The organism is Celeribacter baekdonensis B30 (assembly GCF_000299875.1).
GTDB classification, from domain to species: domain Bacteria; phylum Pseudomonadota; class Alphaproteobacteria; order Rhodobacterales; family Rhodobacteraceae; genus Celeribacter; species Celeribacter baekdonensis_A.
Map to the genome: position 1 here is coordinate 451183 of NZ_AMRK01000001.1, position 16578 is coordinate 467760.

A 16578-nucleotide genomic window follows, 5' to 3' on the forward strand; every position below is an offset into this window, starting at 1 on the left:
CGCATGAAAACCGGGGGCAATCAGTTGCTGGCGATTTTCAACTCTGGGACGATATTTTTCAACTGGATAAAGTCGCCAATCGCATGGCAATCCGGCATATCGACAAAAAAGCTCTGGCCTTTCGTTGGGGCAAAGGGCGCAATCTCAAATATCTTACCACCAATTTGGCGACCACAGGTGGCGTCTGTCACTTCAACTTCGACCACCAATGCGACATGGGTCTCGGTTTCCGCCCAATCAACAGGAAAAGAATAGATCTGAGAATGAGCAGCCTGTGGCGCAACTTCGGAGCCTAATTCAATCATATAGCCGGAATGAGACGTTCTGGCGCGTGTGGGTTCCGAGGGCGCTTCGCTCCAAATATGACCCACAGCGCCAAACTCTGCTCCGTTTTCAAAAGCGTGCAACTGGAGATGAGCCTCGCCAATCCATTGCAAAACGACGCGGGAATAGGTGTCGATGGTGAAGACGTCCAAGCTGGTTTCAACCTGCGCGCCGGACGCAAGCGTCGCCTCAAAGAGCGCAGATTTTTCTAGGGCGGGCACAGTCAGAAAGAGCTCGCCACTGGCATCCAGAAGAGCGGAAAACTGTAGACCCGCATGAGCGAAGGTGACGGTTTGATCCGCAGCACAGGGGGCGGCCATAGTGAGTCCGACCATCGCATCCGCCATTGAAACGGCCTTTAAGCTGACGGGGCACATGATGTCGTCCGAGACCTGCAAAGCATCAGAGATCGCAGCAGGAGACAGATGATTTTGCTCCAGGGCAGCCACGCGCAGCAGAGGGGATTCTTGTATAAGGGTTGGAGGTTTGACGACGAGCGCCGCGGGAGGAAGCGGTACACTCGACGCCAAAGACAGCGTTTGCCCAAGATTTTCATCCGTGGGATCAATGCGCGCCGCAATGGCACCGCCTTGCATGACATATCCAATCGCAAAAGCGGCGAGCAGCGTGCCTACAGCAGTTAAAATTTTACCCTTAGGGAGCATTACATTCTCCACCAAACCCTTGACCATTTATTAAGGATGTAGCGGAGAAATCTGATTTTTCTGAGGTCCCATTGCGGCAAGAAAAAGCCCGCCTCCGGTGATCGAAAGCGGGCTAACCGTTGTCAGTGAGTGATTTAAACAGCGCCGTGGCAGTGTTTGAATTTTTTCCCGGAGCCACAGGGGCAGAGATCATTGCGGCCTGGATTGCCCCAGGTTGTTACATCCGCCTCATCAAAACCGGGCGCAGCATCAAGGCTTAAATCAGCGTCTTGATCCGGGGCAACCGGTTGAGCACCCGCCGTCGCGGCGGCTTGCTGTTCCATAAGCTGTTGCAACATCGCGTTGCGCTCTTCTTCGGTCATCGGGCGCACACGCGACAGTTTTTGGGTCACTTCCGTGCGCAAGCTGTCGAGCATGGTTTCGAAAAGCTGGAAGCTTTCGTTTTTATACTCGTTGAGCGGATCACGTTGTGCATAGCCGCGGAAGCCAACAACAGAACGCAGATGTTCGAGCGTCATAAGATGCTCGCGCCATTTGGCGTCGATGGTGTTCAGCAGGAATTGCTTTTCGATCTGGCGCATTTGGTCGTCGCCAAAGGCCGCCGCTTTTTCCGCCATCATCGCATCGGACTGTTCAGCAATGCGATCAATGATTGCCTCATCATCGACGCCCTCTTCGTCCGCCCAATCTTGCACCGGGAGGCCCATGTTGAGAGTCTCAGCAATAGATTCCTGCAGTTTTGGAACATCCCATTGATCGGGATAGGATTTCGGTGGAATGGCCTCCGCGACCAGTTCTTCGATCACCTCGTGGCGCATATCCGCCACGATTTCATTCACATCGGCGGCTTCCATGATGCCGCGACGCTGGGAAAACACCACCTTGCGCTGATCGTTCATCACGTCGTCGAATTTCAAAAGCTGTTTGCGGATGTCAAAGTTACGGCCTTCGACCTTCGCCTGTGCTTTGGCGAGGGATTTGTTGACCCAAGGGTGCACAATCGCCTCACCCTCTTTCATCCCCAAGGACGACAGCATTTTATCGAGACGATCAGAGCCGAAAATCCGCATCAGGTCATCTTCGAGAGACAAGAAGAACAACGACCGACCCGGATCGCCCTGACGGCCAGAACGGCCCCGCAACTGGTTGTCGATACGGCGGCTCTCGTGACGCTCAGTGGCCAAAACATAGAGCCCGCCCGCCTCAAGAACACGTTGCTCTTCGGCGGCGTGTTCTGCTTCAATCTGAGCGCGGATGGTGTCGGGATGAGCCTCTGGATTGGCGGCAAGCGCCTCCATCACCTTCATCTCAACGTTACCGCCGAGTTTGATGTCGGTCCCACGCCCGGCCATATTGGTCGCGATTGTCACCGCGCCGTATTTGCCAGCGTCCCCCACGATCTGTGCTTCTTGCTCGTGATGACGGGCGTTGAGCACATTGTGGACAATACCTTCTTTGGTCAAAAGTTTTGACAAATCCTCAGACTTATCAATCGAGGTGGTGCCAACAAGAACCGGCTGACCTTTTTCATGCGCTTCGCGGATGGACTCGACCACGGCGGCCAGTTTTTCCGCCTCCGTGCGATAGACCCGATCATGCTCATCAAGACGTTGAATCGGACGGTTGGTCGGCACTTCGACCACCCCAAGTTTGTAAATCTCCATGAACTCTTCGGCCTCGGTGGCCGCCGTCCCGGTCATGCCGGACAGTTTGTCATAGAGCCGGAAGTAGTTCTGGAACGTCACCGATGCCATGGTGATGTTCTCGGGCTTGATCTCGACGCCCTCCTTCGCCTCGATCGCCTGATGGAGACCCTCCGACAGACGACGGCCCGACATCATACGCCCGGTGAATTCGTCGATCAACGCGACCTCACCATTGCGCACAATGTAGTGAACGCCGTTCTGAAACAGCTTATGCGCCCGCAAACCTTGGTTTACATGATGCACGATTGTGGTGCTTTCGGGATCGTAAAGCGTTTGACCCTCGGCCAAAAGACCGGCCTGATGCAGGCGCTGTTCGAGGAATTCGTTGCCCTCTTCGGTAAAGGTCACCTGACGAGTTTTCTCATCCAGCTCGAAATGCGCGTCGGTCAATTCCGGGATCAATTTGTCGATGGTCAGGTACAGCTCAGACCGGTCATCAGAGGGGCCAGAAATGATCAAAGGTGTGCGCGCCTCGTCGATCAGGATCGAGTCGACCTCATCGACGATGGCAAAATGATGCCCGCGCTGAACCATTTCACCCAGTTCGGATTTCATATTGTCGCGCAGGTAATCAAACCCAAGCTCGTTGTTCGTGGCATAGGTCACATCACAGGCATAGGCCGCGCGTTTCTCATCTTCGGGCTGCTGGCTATAGATCGAGGCGCAGGTCATCCCCAGCGCTTCAAACACATTCGCCATCCATTCAGAATCGCGTTTGGCCAAGTATTCGTTGACGGTCACGACGTGAACACCCTGACCGGACAGCGCATTGAGATAACAGGGGAAGGTCGCCACAAGCGTCTTACCTTCGCCGGTTTTCATCTCGGCAATGTTGCCTTCGTGGAGGAAAATCCCGCCCATCAACTGCGTGTCAAAAGCGCGCAGACCAAGCGCGCGCCGCGCCGCTTCGCGACAGTTGGCAAAGGCCTCCGGCAAGAGCGCATCAAGGCTTTCGCCTTCGGCCACCCGCTTTCTAAATTCTTCGGTTTTTGCGATCAAACCGGCGTCATCGAGCTTTTCAAACTCTGGTTCCAGCGCGTTGATTTTAGCCACGAGAGGGCGGGTCGCCTTGATCTTGCGATCGTTAGGAGTCCCAAAAACCTTTTTCGCGAGTGTACCGATGCCCAGCATATTCTCTCCGCTCGATGCGTCCTGACAGGATCGTGTGAGAGGAGGGATTGCCCCAGTGCCATTCACCCCATAGAAACAGGCGGAAGGCTCCTCTTCAGTGACCTAAGGCGATGTAAGGGGCCACATCAACAGTGTCAACGTCGCGCCCCGATATGGGGACGACAGGAAGGATTTTCTCGATGAAATACCGCATTTCTGGTGCCACAGCTCTCATTTCCGCCGCGTTTTTTGCCATGAGCCCGCTTCATGCCGAAGATGTGACAGCTCAGACTGTGGTCGCTACGATCAATGGCGCGGAGATCACAGTTGGTCATCTCATCGCCGCACGCCAAAGTCTTCCGCCGCAATATCAAAGCCTGACCGACGAACAGCTTTACGATGGAATCCTCAATCAGATCGTCCAGCAGGAGATTCTCAAACAATCCGCAGGCGAGATTGGTGAGGCGCTGAAATACCAGATCGAGAATGAAGAACGCGTCGTGATTGCCGGCTCCATGCTTGAAACCATCGCGAAAGAGGCGGTGAATGACGCCTCCCTCAAAGCCGCCTATGACGCCAAATTCGCCGAATTTGAGCCAGGTCGCGAATATCACGCCGCGCATATTTTGGTAGAGACCGAGGATGAGGCAAAAGCGCTTGAGGCCGATCTGGAGGCTGGTGCAGATTTTACCGATCTCGCCCGCGAAAAATCGACGGGTCCGTCGGGTCCGAACGGTGGTGATCTGGGCTGGTTCGGCCTCGGCATGATGGTGCCTGAATTTGAACAGGTCGTCGTGGACATGGAAGAAGGCACTGTCTCCGCGCCGGTTCAGACCCAATTTGGCTGGCATGTGATCAAACTGATGGAAACGCGCCTGTCAGAGGTCCCGCCCCTGGCCGACGTGCAGGATGAATTGGCCGCAGAAATCCAAGACAAAGCCATTCAGGACAAAATCGCCTCCCTCGAATCGGACGGCGCAGTTGAGCGCGTTGACGGCATTGATCCCTCCGTGTTGCGGATGGATGATCTGCTCGCCAACTAAGATCGTTTTGTAGCAAGGACGCCGACCATGGCCAAAATCGAACATGTTTCCCCGCTCGCGCCCAAATCAGGCTTTCCCGAGTTGCCTGTCATCGAAGGGGTGCGTTTTGCCGCCTTGGAGGCGGGCGTGCGCTACTCTGGCCGCGTTGATGTGATGCTGGCGGAACTGTGCGAAGGAACAGCCATGGCCGGCGTTTTCACCCGTTCCTCGACACGCTCCGCTGCCGTGCTGGACTGTCAGGACAAGATTGGCCTCGATGGTTCGGGCAAAGCCGCCATTTTGGTCAACTCCGGCAATTCCAATGCCTTTACCGGCAAAAACGGCATGGATGCGGTGCAAAAGATCACCAAAGCGGTGGCAGACACCATGGGCATTGACCAAACCCGCGTCTTTACCTCCTCCACCGGTGTCATCGGCGAGCCCCTGAAATGGGAGCGGATCACCGCCAAAATCGCCGATCTCGACGCCGCGTTGGATGAGGCAGGCATCAGCATGGCCGCCCGCGCGATCATGACCACGGACACCTTTGCCAAAGGCGCCACACGGACGGTTCAGCTTGATGGTGCGACCGTCAAAATCGCCGGAATCGCCAAAGGCTCCGGCATGATTGCGCCCGACATGGCGACGATGCTGTCCTATATCTTCACCGACGCAAACATCTCGCGCAATGTGCTGCAACAATGTATCTGGCTCGACAATGCCAAGACATTTAACTGCGTCACGGTGGACGGCGACACCTCCACCTCCGACACGGTGCTTCTGGCCGCGACAGGTAAGGCGGATATGGCACCTATCACCGATTTCGCCGATCCGCGTGTTCATGCCTTCCGCGAAGGGCTTCATGCGGTGATGAAAGACCTCGCCATTCAAATCGCCCGTGACGGCGAAGGCGCGACCAAGCTGATCGAGGTTCAGGTCACCGGCGCAAATGCCAACGGCCCTGCACACCGCGTGGCGATGTCGATTGCCAATTCGCCTTTGGTCAAAACCGCTGTGGCCGGCCAAGATCCGAACTGGGGTCGCATTGTCATGGCTGTCGGGAAATCCGGCGAACGGGCCGAACGGGACCGCCTCAAGATTTGGTTTGGCGACATTCTTGTCGCTGAAGATGGCTGGGTCTCGCCCTCCTATTCTGAAGAGGCAGGCGCGGCCTACATGAAGAACGACGAGATTGTGATCCGTGTCGATCTTGGCCTCGACAATGGCACGGCCACCGTATGGTCTTGCGATTTGACCCACGGCTACATCACCATCAACGCAGATTATCGCTCGTGAAACTGGTTTTCGTTTCGGCAGTTGCCTTGATCGACGTCGAGGGGCGCGTGCTTTTGGCACAGCGCCCCGAAGGCAAATCCATGGCGGGTCTTTGGGAGTTCCCCGGTGGTAAAGTTGAGCCCGGTGAAACACCCGAAGCCGCGCTTGTACGTGAGTTGCATGAGGAACTTGGTATTGAGACGTGGAACTCCTGCCTCGCTCCATTGACCTTTGCGTCGCATAGCTACGACGACTTTCACCTGATGATGCCGCTGTTTGCCTGTCGCAAATGGAACGGTATTCCCCATCCGCGTGAGGGGCAGGTATTAAAATGGGTCAAGGTCTCTGAATTGCGTGACTACCCAATGCCCCCGGCAGACATCCCACTGATTCCCATGCTTCGCGACCTTTTGTGAAATGCTGCAAAGCAGAAACGGAATATTCTGTGGTTATTGCCTTCATTTGCACAACATTTGTGCTCAAATGACAGATTTGTCTTAAATTTGTGAATGATTTTTAAATATTTATAGGCTAATTTGTTTCTAACGTCATTTCAGTTGGGGGCAAACAAGATGATGCGTTCTATCTCTGTCGGGAAATACATTTCCGTCCAAGGTCTGTTTGTTGGTGAAACCGCCGATGGCAACATCCAGGTTCGTGTTGGTGACAAAACCTTCGAGGGCAAACCTGTTTCCGTCAAAAAAGTCGCCTGATTAGAAATCAGCGTGCAGAATGAAGAAAAGGCGAGCCGTTTGGCTCGCCTTTTTATTTTGATATATTGGTCGAAGTTACTCGAGATTCCGCTGAACTTCTTCACGTTCAAAAATCTCGATGACATCGTTCGGACGGATGTCTTCGTAATTCTCAAAAGCCATACCACATTCTTGACCGGACTGGACCTCTTTGACCTCATCCTTGAAGCGCTTGAGCGTCTTGAGCGTCCCTTCGTGCATGACAACATCATCACGCAGCAAACGCACACCCGCAGAGCGACGTGCAACGCCTTCGGTGACAAGGCACCCTGCAACTTTACCGACACCAGATACCTTAAAGACCTCTTTGATCTGGGCGTAACCAATAAAGTTCTCGCGAATCTCAGCAGAAAGAAGGCCAGAAGCCGCCGCTTTCACGTCATCCACAAGATCGTAAATCACCGAGTAATACCGGATTTCCACGCCTTTTTGGTTTGCAGAGTTGCGTGCCGGAGCGTTCGCACGGACGTTAAAACCAATGACTGGAGCACCAGATGCCTCAGCAAGGCCGATGTCGGATTCGGTGATCGCACCCACGCCGTAGTGGAGAACGCGCACACGCACCTCGTCGTTGCCGATTTTTTCCATCGCCTGAACGATTGCTTCGGCCGAGCCCTGCACATCCGCTTTGACCAAGATAGGCAACTCGGACACGGTTTCATCGGCTTTCGCTTTCGCCAAAAGCTGATCCAACGTTGTCGCAGCACCCGCCGCAGCACGTTTGTTTTTGGCTGCATGTTCGCGATATTCTGCGATTTCACGCGCCTGTGCTTCGGTGTCGACCACGTTCAAAACGTCACCGGCCTCGGGCGTGCCATTGAGACCAAGCACCTCAACAGGAACAGACGGACCAGCCTCATCCACACGCTCGCCTTTGTCGTTTACAAGCGCGCGGACTTTACCCCATTGCTCGCCCACAACAAAAATGTCGCCACGTTTCAGAGTACCCTTTTGCACAAGCACCGTCGCCACCGGACCACGGCCCACATCAAGCTGAGCCTCAATCACGGCACCTTCGGCGGCACGATCAGGGTTGGCTTTCAGTTCAAGGATCTCTGCCTGAAGCGCGATGGCTTCGAGGAGTTGATCAAGCCCTTTGCCCGTTTTCGCGGAAACTTCCACGTCCTGCACGTCGCCGGACATGGCTTCTACAACAACTTCGTGCTGCAAAAGCGCGGTCCGTACCCGGTTCGGATCGGCATCCGGTTTGTCGCATTTGTTGATCGCCACAATCATCGGAACGCCTGCCGCTTTGGCATGGGCGATCGCTTCGATCGTTTGCGGCATGACCGAGTCGTCAGCCGCCACAACAAGAATGACGATATCCGTCACCTGCGCACCACGGGCACGCATCGAGGTAAAGGCCGCGTGACCCGGCGTATCCAGGAAGCTGAGAACAGCGCCCGAATCGGTGGTCACCTGATAGGCGCCGATGTGTTGGGTGATGCCACCCGCCTCACCAGAAGTCACATTCGCATGGCGGATCGCATCAAGCAGGGAGGTTTTCCCGTGGTCAACGTGACCCATGATGGTGACAACCGGCGGACGCGGTTTGAGATCTTCGGGTTTTTCTTCAACCTGTTGGATCACATCCTCAACGTCAGCATCAGACACGCGCAAAATGCGGTGGCCAAATTCTTCGACGATCAATTCAGCCGTATCGGCATCAATAGATTGGTTCTGTGTGACCATCATACCCATGTTCATGAGCGCTTTGACCACATCAGCCACACGTTCGGCCATACGGTTGGCAAGCTCGGACACCACAATGGCTTCCGGGACACGCACATCACGCACAACCTTTTCACGTTGCTCGTTGCCCATAGCCTTCTGACGCATACGCTCTTGTTTGCGCTTCATCGACGCCATGGAGCGATGGCGATTGCCTTCGCCGCCCGTCAACGCTTGGTTCACGGTCAGTTTGCCAGAGCGACGGTTGTCCGCCACTTTGTTGCGGTTGTTGCGATCTGTCTCTTCACGCTCACGCGCGCGCGGCGCTGGCGTGACAGGGCGTCCGCCACGGTCCATTTGCTTTTGCAAAGCAACCTGAGCCGCAGCCGGGTCATCATCAACCTTGGGCGCAGCCACAGCCGCCGGCTTTTTCGCCTGAACCTCGCGCTTCTTGGCGTCTTCCGCCTCTTTCTTGGCCCGAGCTTCTTCTTCTTCCTTGGCTTTGAGCGCGGCTTCACGCTCCGCTTCTTCGCGTGCCTTTTCTTCAATCTCACGGCGGCGGCGCTCGCGCTCTTCTTCGCGCGCCTTCTCTTCTTCCGCACGGTTTTTAGCATCCTGAACTTCGGCAGATTTTGCCGCAGCCAGTGCCTTCATCCGACGTTCCATTTCCGCATCGGAAATGCCCGCGGGACGTTTTGATGGATCCCCGTAGTGGGCTTTTCCGGCACCCGACGCAGACGGTTTCGCGGACCCGGCTTTGGGCACCACGACTCGTTTACGCTTGGTCTCGACCACAACACTCTTCGTGCGCCCGTGGGAAAAGCTCTGTTTCACCGATCCGGGGCCGCCCCGAAGGCCGAGGGGTTTCTTGCCGTCTGTATCGCTCATTTCGTCGTCTTACCCTTCCCGGCGGAGCCCTCTCCACCGATTGTCTCGCGCACGCCCATCAGGCGTGTGGCTTCCTCTACAACACGTTTGCTGAGTCCGCCACCTGCGAGCGCGCCATGTATCACACTTTCGCGTCCAAAAGCCAAACCCAATTCGGAACTCGTCAGATGACCGAACCAACGGCCGCCCTCCGGCGTCCAAAGTTTGCCTTTGCCACGTTCTGATCCGTCAGAGGCCTGAAGCAAAATTTTTGCCCGCCCATCTGCCAACCAGCCCTTAACTTTTTCGAACCCACACACTGCATCTCCGGCTTTACGGGCCAAGGAGATTAAATGCACAACGCGATCCGTCAAACCCGCCTCAAGCAGGTCAACAAACCCGTCCGGGATCGTCAAATCCATCCGCGCCGCCTTGGAAAAGAGACGCTTTTTGAGCGCCTCTTCCAAAACATCGCGCTCTGCCGAGACATAAATCCCGCGACCGGGAAGTTTCTCTGACAGATCCGGAACGAGGAGCCCGTCCGGACTAACAACAAACCGAATGAGACCACGCTTCGGCTGCGCTTCGCGCGTCACTATGCAACTGCGCTCGCTCTCATCCCGGTTTTTCGTTTGCCCACCTCGGGTCATATAGCACCTCGTCGCAAAGCCTCAAATCAGGCTTCGCTTTCCTCTTCGACTTCACCGTCCTCATCGGACACAAGATCGGACGGATCGACCCAGCCAAGCTGAATGCGCGCCGTCATCACCAGTTTTTGTGCTTCTTCCAGGGACATGTCGAATTTCTCAAGGACACCGTCGTCCTTGACGCGTTCGCCATTGACCGTGGTCCAACCGCCGGCCAATTCCCAATCGGCACAGGTCGCGAAATCTTCGACGGATTTCACACCATCTTCGGCCAATGCTTCAATCATTTGGGGTGTCAGGCCTTCGAATTCAATAAGGCTGTCTTCGACACCCAATTCGCGGGCATGCTCAAGAGCCTTACGATTGGCGGCCTCCAACACATCACGAGCACGGGCCTGAAGTTCAGACGCCGTATCCGTGTCCACACCGTCGATGACCAAAAGTTCATCCACATCAACATAGGCCACTTCTTCAAGGTTTGTGAACCCTTCGGACACCAGAAGCTGAGCAAAGAACTCGTCAAGATCGAGGTTGTCCATGAACAGTTTGGTGCGTTCGGCAAACTCAGCCTGACGACGCTGAGATTCCTCAGCTTCGGTCAGGATGTCGATGTCCAAGCCAGTCAACTGCGACGCAAGACGCACGTTTTGACCACGGCGACCAATGGCCAGCGACAACTGCTCATCCGGCACAACAACTTCGATTTTGCCAGCGTCTTCGTCGAGCACAACTTTCGTCACCTCGGCGGGCTGAAGCGCGTTGACCAAGAAGGTCGGCGCATCTTCATTCCACGGAATGATGTCGATTTTCTCGCCCTGAAGCTCGTTCACCACAGCCTGAACACGCGAACCGCGCATACCGACACAGGCACCAACCGGATCAATCGAGCTGTCATAGGAAATCACAGCGATCTTGGCGCGCGACCCCGGATCACGGGCCACAGCTTTGATCTCGATGATGCCGTCATAGATTTCCGGCACTTCCATTTTGAACAGTTCGGACATGAATTCCGGCGCGGTGCGGGACAGGAACACCTGCGGCCCACGCGCTTCGCGGCGCACGTCTTTGATGAAACACCGGATGCGATCATTCGGGCGATAGGTTTCGCGACCGATTTTCTCGTTGCGGCGCAGGATGGCTTCGCCACGACCCACATCAACGATCACGTTGCCGTATTCTTCGCGTTTCACCACACCGTTGATGATGGTGCCGACGCGATCCTTGAATTCATCAAACTGACGATCCCGTTCCGCTTCACGCACCTTTTGCAAGATGACCTGCTTGGCAGATTGCGCCGCGATCCGGCCGAGTTCCACGGGCGGAACCTCTTCCTTGATCTCGTCGCCGATCTGCGGGTCGGCCATGTATTGTTTGGCCTGCGTGACGGTCATCTCTGCTTGGTAATTCTCAAGCTCGTCTTCCTCAACCACAGTGCGCACACGGGTAAAGGTGGCCCGGCCAGTCTTGCGGTCAATGGACACACGAATATCCATTTCGGAACCATAACGCGACTTTGCAGCGCGTGCGAGGCTCTCCTCCATCGCTTCAACCACCAATTCGGGGTCGATCATTTTCTCGCGGGCCACGGCCTCGGCGGTTTGCAACAGCTCAAGCTGGTTTGCAGAGGTGATTGCCATATCTCAGTCCTCTCTCAATCCTCTGAAGACCCGTCGTCGGTCTGGATTTCGTCAAAATTTGTTTCGTCAATTGCCCCGGACGCTTTGCGTTGGCGCAACATTTCGCGGATCAGCTCATCGGTCAGCACCAGTTTCGCATCTGACAGCCAATCAAAATTCAAACCGATGGTGAGCGTCTCACCATTTTCTTCGATCGTCAGGAGAACTTCATCGCCTTCAACACCGGCGATCTCCCCTTTGAAGCGACGGCGGCCGTCGATCATCTCAGTCGTTTCAATCTTGGCCTCATAGCCCTCGAAAGACGCAAAATCTTTCAGGCGCGTCAAAGGTCGGTCGATACCAGGGCTTGACACTTCGAGCGTGTATTCGTCCTCAATCGGGTCTTCGACGTCGAGAATAGCAGAAACCGCAGTCGAAATCTGCGCACATTCGTCAACTTCGATCCCGCCATCGGGACGTTCGGCCATAATTTGAAGCGTCTTCGATTTGGTCGACGACATCAAACGCACGCGCACAAGTTCAAATCCCATCCCCTCGATAACCGGGGTGATGATTTCCGCCAAACGGCGATCAATGGCTGTCTTGGCAATAAGTTCGGACATGTCCGGGCTGCCTTTCAGATACGGGTTCACGGGCCACCCATCGACCAACGCGGTTTCAGGGCACAAAAAAACGGGCGCGCGGCCCGTCGATCTTTCCCGGTGGAGCTTTGGGACCTCCCAACGCGCCGCTGTTGGCACGTCCTATACGCCGCTACAGGCCACTCTGCAAGTCTTATCGCATCTCCTGTCCGATCCGGTCCATCGTCGACACAAGCGCCTGCGTGATTCCCGGCTCAGACATGGCGTGACCTGCCTGCCCCACCATCATCAACCGCGCCTTGGGCCAAACCTTATGCAGCGCGTAGGCGGTATGTGGCGGGCAAATCATATCGAATCGCCCCTGAACAATGGTGCCAGGCACATTGGCCATTTTGCCAATATCCTCCAAAAGCTGTCCATCGCGCTCAAAGAATGCCTTGTGGGTGAAATAATGGTTCTCCAGCCGTGCAAAGGTCCGGGCGTAATCCGGCGCAGGCTCACCCGCTGCGCCATTCGATCCGATCGACGCCAACGCATTCTCCCAACGCGACCAGATCCGACCAAAACGCAATTCTTCTTGATAAGTGCCGCTAAACAAACGCCGATGATAGGCCGCGATCAAATCGTCGTGTTCCTCATCCGGGATGGCATCGCAAAACTCCGCCCAAAGCTCCGGCCAAAACTGACCCGCACCGCCCGCGTAGAACCAATCCAACTCACTTTGCCGCGCCAAAAACACGCCGCGCAAAACAAGATGCAGCACTCGTTCCGGATGACTTTGAGTATAGGCCACGCCCAATGTCGCCCCCCAACTTCCGCCAAACACAGTCCAACGCTCAATGCCCAATTCGACCCTAATCCGCTCAACATCAGCGACCAAATGCCATGTCGTATTGGCGTCGACGGAGGCGAAGGGCCGCGATTTGCCGCAACCGCGTTGATCAAACAAAATGATGCGAAAAATGGACGGATCGAAATAGCGCCGCATATAAGGGCTACAGCCCCCACCTGGACCACCATGAAACACCACCACAGGAATACCCTTCGGATTGCCGCTTTGCTCGACGTAAATCCGGTGCCCGTCCCCAACCTCCAACATCCGGTGGTCATAGACCGCGATTTGGGGGTAGAGGTAGCTATATGCGCTCTTTTGGCCTGAGACCTTATCCATGGGGTTCCTATATAGAGCGATCAATCGGTATAGAAACCGATTTCTAAGTTGAACACGAAGGAGAGGATCATGCAAATGCATCAGTCCACCATTGACCCGCAAGAGGTCGCCAAATTCGAGGCCATGGCCGCAGAATGGTGGGACCCGAATGGTAAGTTTAAACCATTGCATATGCTGAACCCGTGTCGGCTTGATTACATCACCTCGCAAATCGCCGCTGAGTTCGGGCGTGACCTGTCCGCCGAGCGCCCCTTTGAGGGGCTACGCCTGCTGGACATCGGTTGTGGTGGCGGGCTTTTATCCGAACCGATGGCACGTTTGGGCGCGACGGTTGTAGGTGCCGATGCGGCGGCGGGGAACCTTCCCGTTGCGCAGCTTCACGCGGAAAAATCCGGGTTGGTGATCGACTATCGCCACACCGCCGCCGAATCACTCGCCGAGGCGGGGGAACAGTTTGACGTGGTCTTGAATATGGAAGTGGTCGAACATGTCTCCGATCCACTGGGCTACATGACCGCCTGTCAGATGTTGCTCAAACCCGGTGGGCTGATGATTGCCTCAACGATCAATCGCAATCCCAAAAGCTATATGATGGCCATCGTTGGCGCCGAAGTGATCATGCGCTGGTTGCCGAAGGGCACGCATGAGTGGAAAAAATTCATCACGCCAGACGAGTTGTACGCGCTGATTGAAAAGGCCGGGCTGTCTCCGGTGGATCGCAAAGGCTTTGTCTTCAATCCGGTGCTTTGGACCTGGTCTCTGTCTGCCCGTGATCTGTCGGTGAACTATGTCACGGCATCGACCAAGCCAAGTTAAGGTCTAGTTCTCTTCCTCAAGACGAATGCGCATTTCCCGCAAGACGGGAAGTGCGGCCTTGACCCGTTCGGTGCCAATCGCCTCGACAATATCAGACAGGATCGGCGCAATCGCCGCCAAAGCTGCGTCTCGTGCCGCGCGGCCTGATGGGGAAATTGACACGAATTTGCGGCGCGCGTCGTCCCAATCCGGGCGAATGTGAACATGTCCCGCCCATTCGAGTTTGTTCAATGTGTTGGTCATCGCACCGCGGGTGACGTGAAACGCCCGCGCAAGCTGCGCCGGAGACCTTTCGTCATTGGCACGGGCAAGATGGTTGAGCACCGAAAAGTGACTGATTTCCATGCCTTTGGGCATCGCTTTGGTCAGCCGGTTTCGGGCCAACTGATCCGCCATGAAAATCTCGGAAAACAGCGCCACAGACAGCGAGTCATTGTTGGATGGGCCACTCATTGCGGAACCTCAAAGTCACGGTCATGGGACAGGGAAGGAATGCGCGATCTGGCATGAGCAACATCGCCCATATCAATGTCAATTACATCCCATCCCGGTTCAACACCGCCATCATAAAGCACCTCTCCCCAGGGCGAAACGGCAAGAGAATGACCATAGGTGCGGCGCGTTGACCCTGTGGTTTCGACGTGTTGCCCCGTTTGCGCCGGAGCAAAAACAAAACACCCGGTCTCAATCGCCCGCGCTCTGAGCAAGCTCTCCCAATGCGCGGCCCCGGTCACGGCAGAGAAGGCCGCAGGCACGGTGAGGATGTCGGCTCCTGCCTGTGCCAAAGAACGAAACAAATGCGGAAAACGCAGATCATAACAAATCGCCATACCGATCTGGCCCAGCGCCGTTTTCGCCAAAACTGCCCGATTGCCAGGACGATACCCGGCGGATTCGCGATAGGTCTCCGTCTCGCTGACATCGACGTCAAACATGTGGATTTTATCATAGCGCGCGGCGATTTCGCCCTCAGGGGTGATCAGGAAAGACCGATTGGCAAATCGCCCATCTGGATCATCGGTCTTTAAGGCCAGTGAGCCGATCAAGAGCCAAATCCCACAGGATTTTGCCGTTTCCTGCAACCCTGCCAATGTTGGGTCTTCAGACTCAGCGCGCAAAACCTCTCTTTGATGTGTACGCGAACTTGAAACGCAATTGGTGACTTCTGGCGTCAAAACAATCTGTGCCCCCGCCTCTGCCGCTTCGGTCACATAGCGTTGCGTAATCGCAAGATTGGCAAGCGGATCGTCAGAGGAATTAAGCGTAATAAGGCCGACGCGGGTCATGGCTCAATCCGCCAAAAGCGGGTCGAGTTTACCAGCACGTTCAAGGGCGTAAAGCTCATCACAACCGCCGACATGGGTGTCGCCAATGAAAATCTGCGGCACGGTGTGGCGACCATGGGCTTTTTGCATCATCTCGGCGCGACGATTGGGTTCGGCCATCACGTTGATGTCGGTGTAGGTGACCCCTTTGCTGTCAAGCAGGCGCTTGGCCGCGATACAATAAGGGCAAATCGGAGTGGTGTAGAGCGTGACAGGTTGCATGGGAAATCCTTTGATCTTTCGGCGACTATAAGGATTTAGCCCTCTCTGGCAACGCGGGCCAGTACCGCGATCGAAACATGCGACGCACCAGCCTCAAGGCAGGCGCGCGTGCATTGCGCCAAAGTCGCACCAGTGGTCATCACATCGTCGATCAAAAGCACATGCCGACCGGCAATCACCTTGGCGCGCTTCGGTGTGACTTTGATCACGCCTGAAACCGTTTCATGGCGTTGATCTGCGGTCATCCCATCCAATTTTCGAGTCGCAACAGGTCGGCGTAATAGGTCAGGACAATAGTCCAATCCATGGAGCTTCGCCACCTGAGCGGCAAGCAACGCGGATTGATTGTACCGCCGCTGAACGATACGCAGCCAGTGGAGAGGCACCGGGGCAACAAGCGTATCCTCACATATCAAAGGCTCTGCCGCCCGCGCCAACCACGCCCCCGCAGAGCGCGCAAGATCGGTGCGGTCGCCATGCTTGAACCTCAAAACCATCGCTCGGCCATTGCCCGCATATAGCATCGCAGCCCGGCCTCGATCCCACAGGCGCGGATTAGCGCGACAGTCATCACAGAGATCGCCCTCCTGCGCCTCACCAATCAAAGGGCGCCCACAGGCGTCACAAGGTGGATCGACAATAAACGGTGTTTGCGACCAACATTTTGGGCACAACCCGCGCGCCACCTCGATCATTTCGTCGCAGGTGAGACATTGTGCCGGGTAGATCAGCTTGGCCAGTGTTTGCATTTCCCTGTCAACTTCCTACATTGCCCGCAGGTTTGAAA

At 55.7% G+C, this 16578-nt stretch carries 16 protein-coding genes; 5 read left to right on the plus strand and 11 right to left on the minus strand.

Going from position 1 to position 16578, the window contains the following annotated elements; translation table 11 throughout:
• Positions 1 to 20: 20 nt before the first annotated feature.
• Positions 21 to 989, minus strand: a complete 969-nt coding sequence (locus B30_RS02125; protein ID WP_009570336.1) for a hypothetical protein — start codon at positions 987 to 989, stop codon at positions 21 to 23.
• Positions 990 to 1123: 134 nt separating this feature from the next.
• Positions 1124 to 3826 (minus strand): preprotein translocase subunit SecA, encoded by a 2703-nt coding sequence (gene secA / locus B30_RS02130; protein WP_009570338.1) that lies wholly within the window; start codon positions 3824 to 3826, stop codon positions 1124 to 1126.
• 179 nt (positions 3827 to 4005) lie between these two features.
• Between secA and B30_RS02135 the strand changes: the two genes are divergently transcribed.
• From B30_RS02135 to B30_RS22305, 4 genes are all read left to right on the plus strand, one after another.
• Positions 4006 to 4848: a peptidylprolyl isomerase gene (locus B30_RS02135; RefSeq protein WP_009570340.1), complete on the plus strand. Its 843-nt coding sequence runs from the start codon at positions 4006 to 4008 to the stop codon at positions 4846 to 4848.
• A 27-nt stretch (positions 4849 to 4875) separates the two neighbouring features.
• A complete protein-coding gene (gene argJ, locus B30_RS02140) occupies positions 4876 to 6123 on the plus strand; it encodes a bifunctional glutamate N-acetyltransferase/amino-acid acetyltransferase ArgJ (protein WP_009570342.1) in 1248 nt (415 codons plus the stop codon).
• A complete protein-coding gene (gene mutT, locus B30_RS02145) occupies positions 6120 to 6518 on the plus strand; it encodes an 8-oxo-dGTP diphosphatase MutT (protein ID WP_009570344.1) in 399 nt (132 codons plus the stop codon). Before argJ ends, mutT begins: the two co-directional genes overlap by 4 nt.
• A gap of 156 nt (positions 6519 to 6674) precedes the next feature.
• Positions 6675 to 6815 carry a hypothetical protein gene (locus B30_RS22305; RefSeq protein WP_009570345.1) on the plus strand — a complete coding sequence of 47 codons (141 nt, stop codon included), beginning with the start codon at positions 6675 to 6677 and terminating at the stop codon, positions 6813 to 6815.
• A 75-nt stretch (positions 6816 to 6890) separates the two neighbouring features.
• On the opposite strand, the gene infB is transcribed toward B30_RS22305, so the two are convergent.
• The 5 genes from infB to pip form a co-directional block, all read right to left on the minus strand.
• Positions 6891 to 9413 carry a translation initiation factor IF-2 gene (infB, locus tag B30_RS02155; protein ID WP_009570347.1) on the minus strand — a complete coding sequence of 841 codons (2523 nt, stop codon included), beginning with the start codon at positions 9411 to 9413 and terminating at the stop codon, positions 6891 to 6893.
• The gene (locus B30_RS02160) at positions 9410 to 10042 is read right to left on the minus strand and encodes an RNA-binding protein (RefSeq protein ID WP_040401731.1); all 633 of its coding nucleotides are present in this window, start codon (positions 10040 to 10042) and stop codon (positions 9410 to 9412) included. Before B30_RS02160 ends, infB begins: the two co-directional genes overlap by 4 nt.
• Positions 10043 to 10068: 26 nt before the next feature.
• On the minus strand, positions 10069 to 11676 hold the full coding sequence (gene nusA / locus B30_RS02165; protein ID WP_009570351.1) for a transcription termination factor NusA: 1608 nt from the start codon (positions 11674 to 11676) through the stop codon (positions 10069 to 10071).
• 14 nt (positions 11677 to 11690) lie between these two features.
• Positions 11691 to 12278 carry a ribosome maturation factor RimP gene (gene rimP / locus B30_RS02170; RefSeq protein ID WP_009570353.1) on the minus strand — a complete coding sequence of 196 codons (588 nt, stop codon included), beginning with the start codon at positions 12276 to 12278 and terminating at the stop codon, positions 11691 to 11693.
• A gap of 172 nt (positions 12279 to 12450) precedes the next feature.
• A complete protein-coding gene (gene pip, locus B30_RS02175) occupies positions 12451 to 13428 on the minus strand; it encodes a prolyl aminopeptidase (protein WP_009570354.1) in 978 nt (325 codons plus the stop codon).
• Positions 13429 to 13497: 69 nt separating this feature from the next.
• On the opposite strand from pip, the gene ubiG reads away from it, so the two are divergent.
• A complete protein-coding gene (ubiG, locus tag B30_RS02180) occupies positions 13498 to 14244 on the plus strand; it encodes a bifunctional 2-polyprenyl-6-hydroxyphenol methylase/3-demethylubiquinol 3-O-methyltransferase UbiG (protein ID WP_040401732.1) in 747 nt (248 codons plus the stop codon).
• Positions 14245 to 14247: 3 nt separating this feature from the next.
• Here ubiG and B30_RS02185 read toward each other — a convergent pair whose 3' ends face one another.
• The 4 genes from B30_RS02185 to B30_RS02200 are packed head-to-tail and all read right to left on the minus strand — an operon-like array spanning position 14248 to position 16540.
• A complete protein-coding gene (locus tag B30_RS02185; RefSeq protein WP_009570358.1) occupies positions 14248 to 14697 on the minus strand; it encodes a MarR family winged helix-turn-helix transcriptional regulator in 450 nt (149 codons plus the stop codon).
• Entirely contained in the window at positions 14694 to 15530 is an 837-nt protein-coding gene (locus tag B30_RS02190; RefSeq protein WP_009570359.1) for a carbon-nitrogen hydrolase family protein, read from the minus strand. Before B30_RS02190 ends, B30_RS02185 begins: the two co-directional genes overlap by 4 nt.
• 3 nt (positions 15531 to 15533) lie before the next feature.
• A complete protein-coding gene (grxC, locus tag B30_RS02195) occupies positions 15534 to 15791 on the minus strand; it encodes a glutaredoxin 3 (RefSeq protein ID WP_009570360.1) in 258 nt (85 codons plus the stop codon).
• Between the two features lie 35 nt (positions 15792 to 15826).
• Positions 15827 to 16540: a ComF family protein gene (locus tag B30_RS02200; RefSeq protein WP_009570362.1), complete on the minus strand. Its 714-nt coding sequence runs from the start codon at positions 16538 to 16540 to the stop codon at positions 15827 to 15829.
• Between the last annotated feature and the right edge of the window lie 38 nt (positions 16541 to 16578).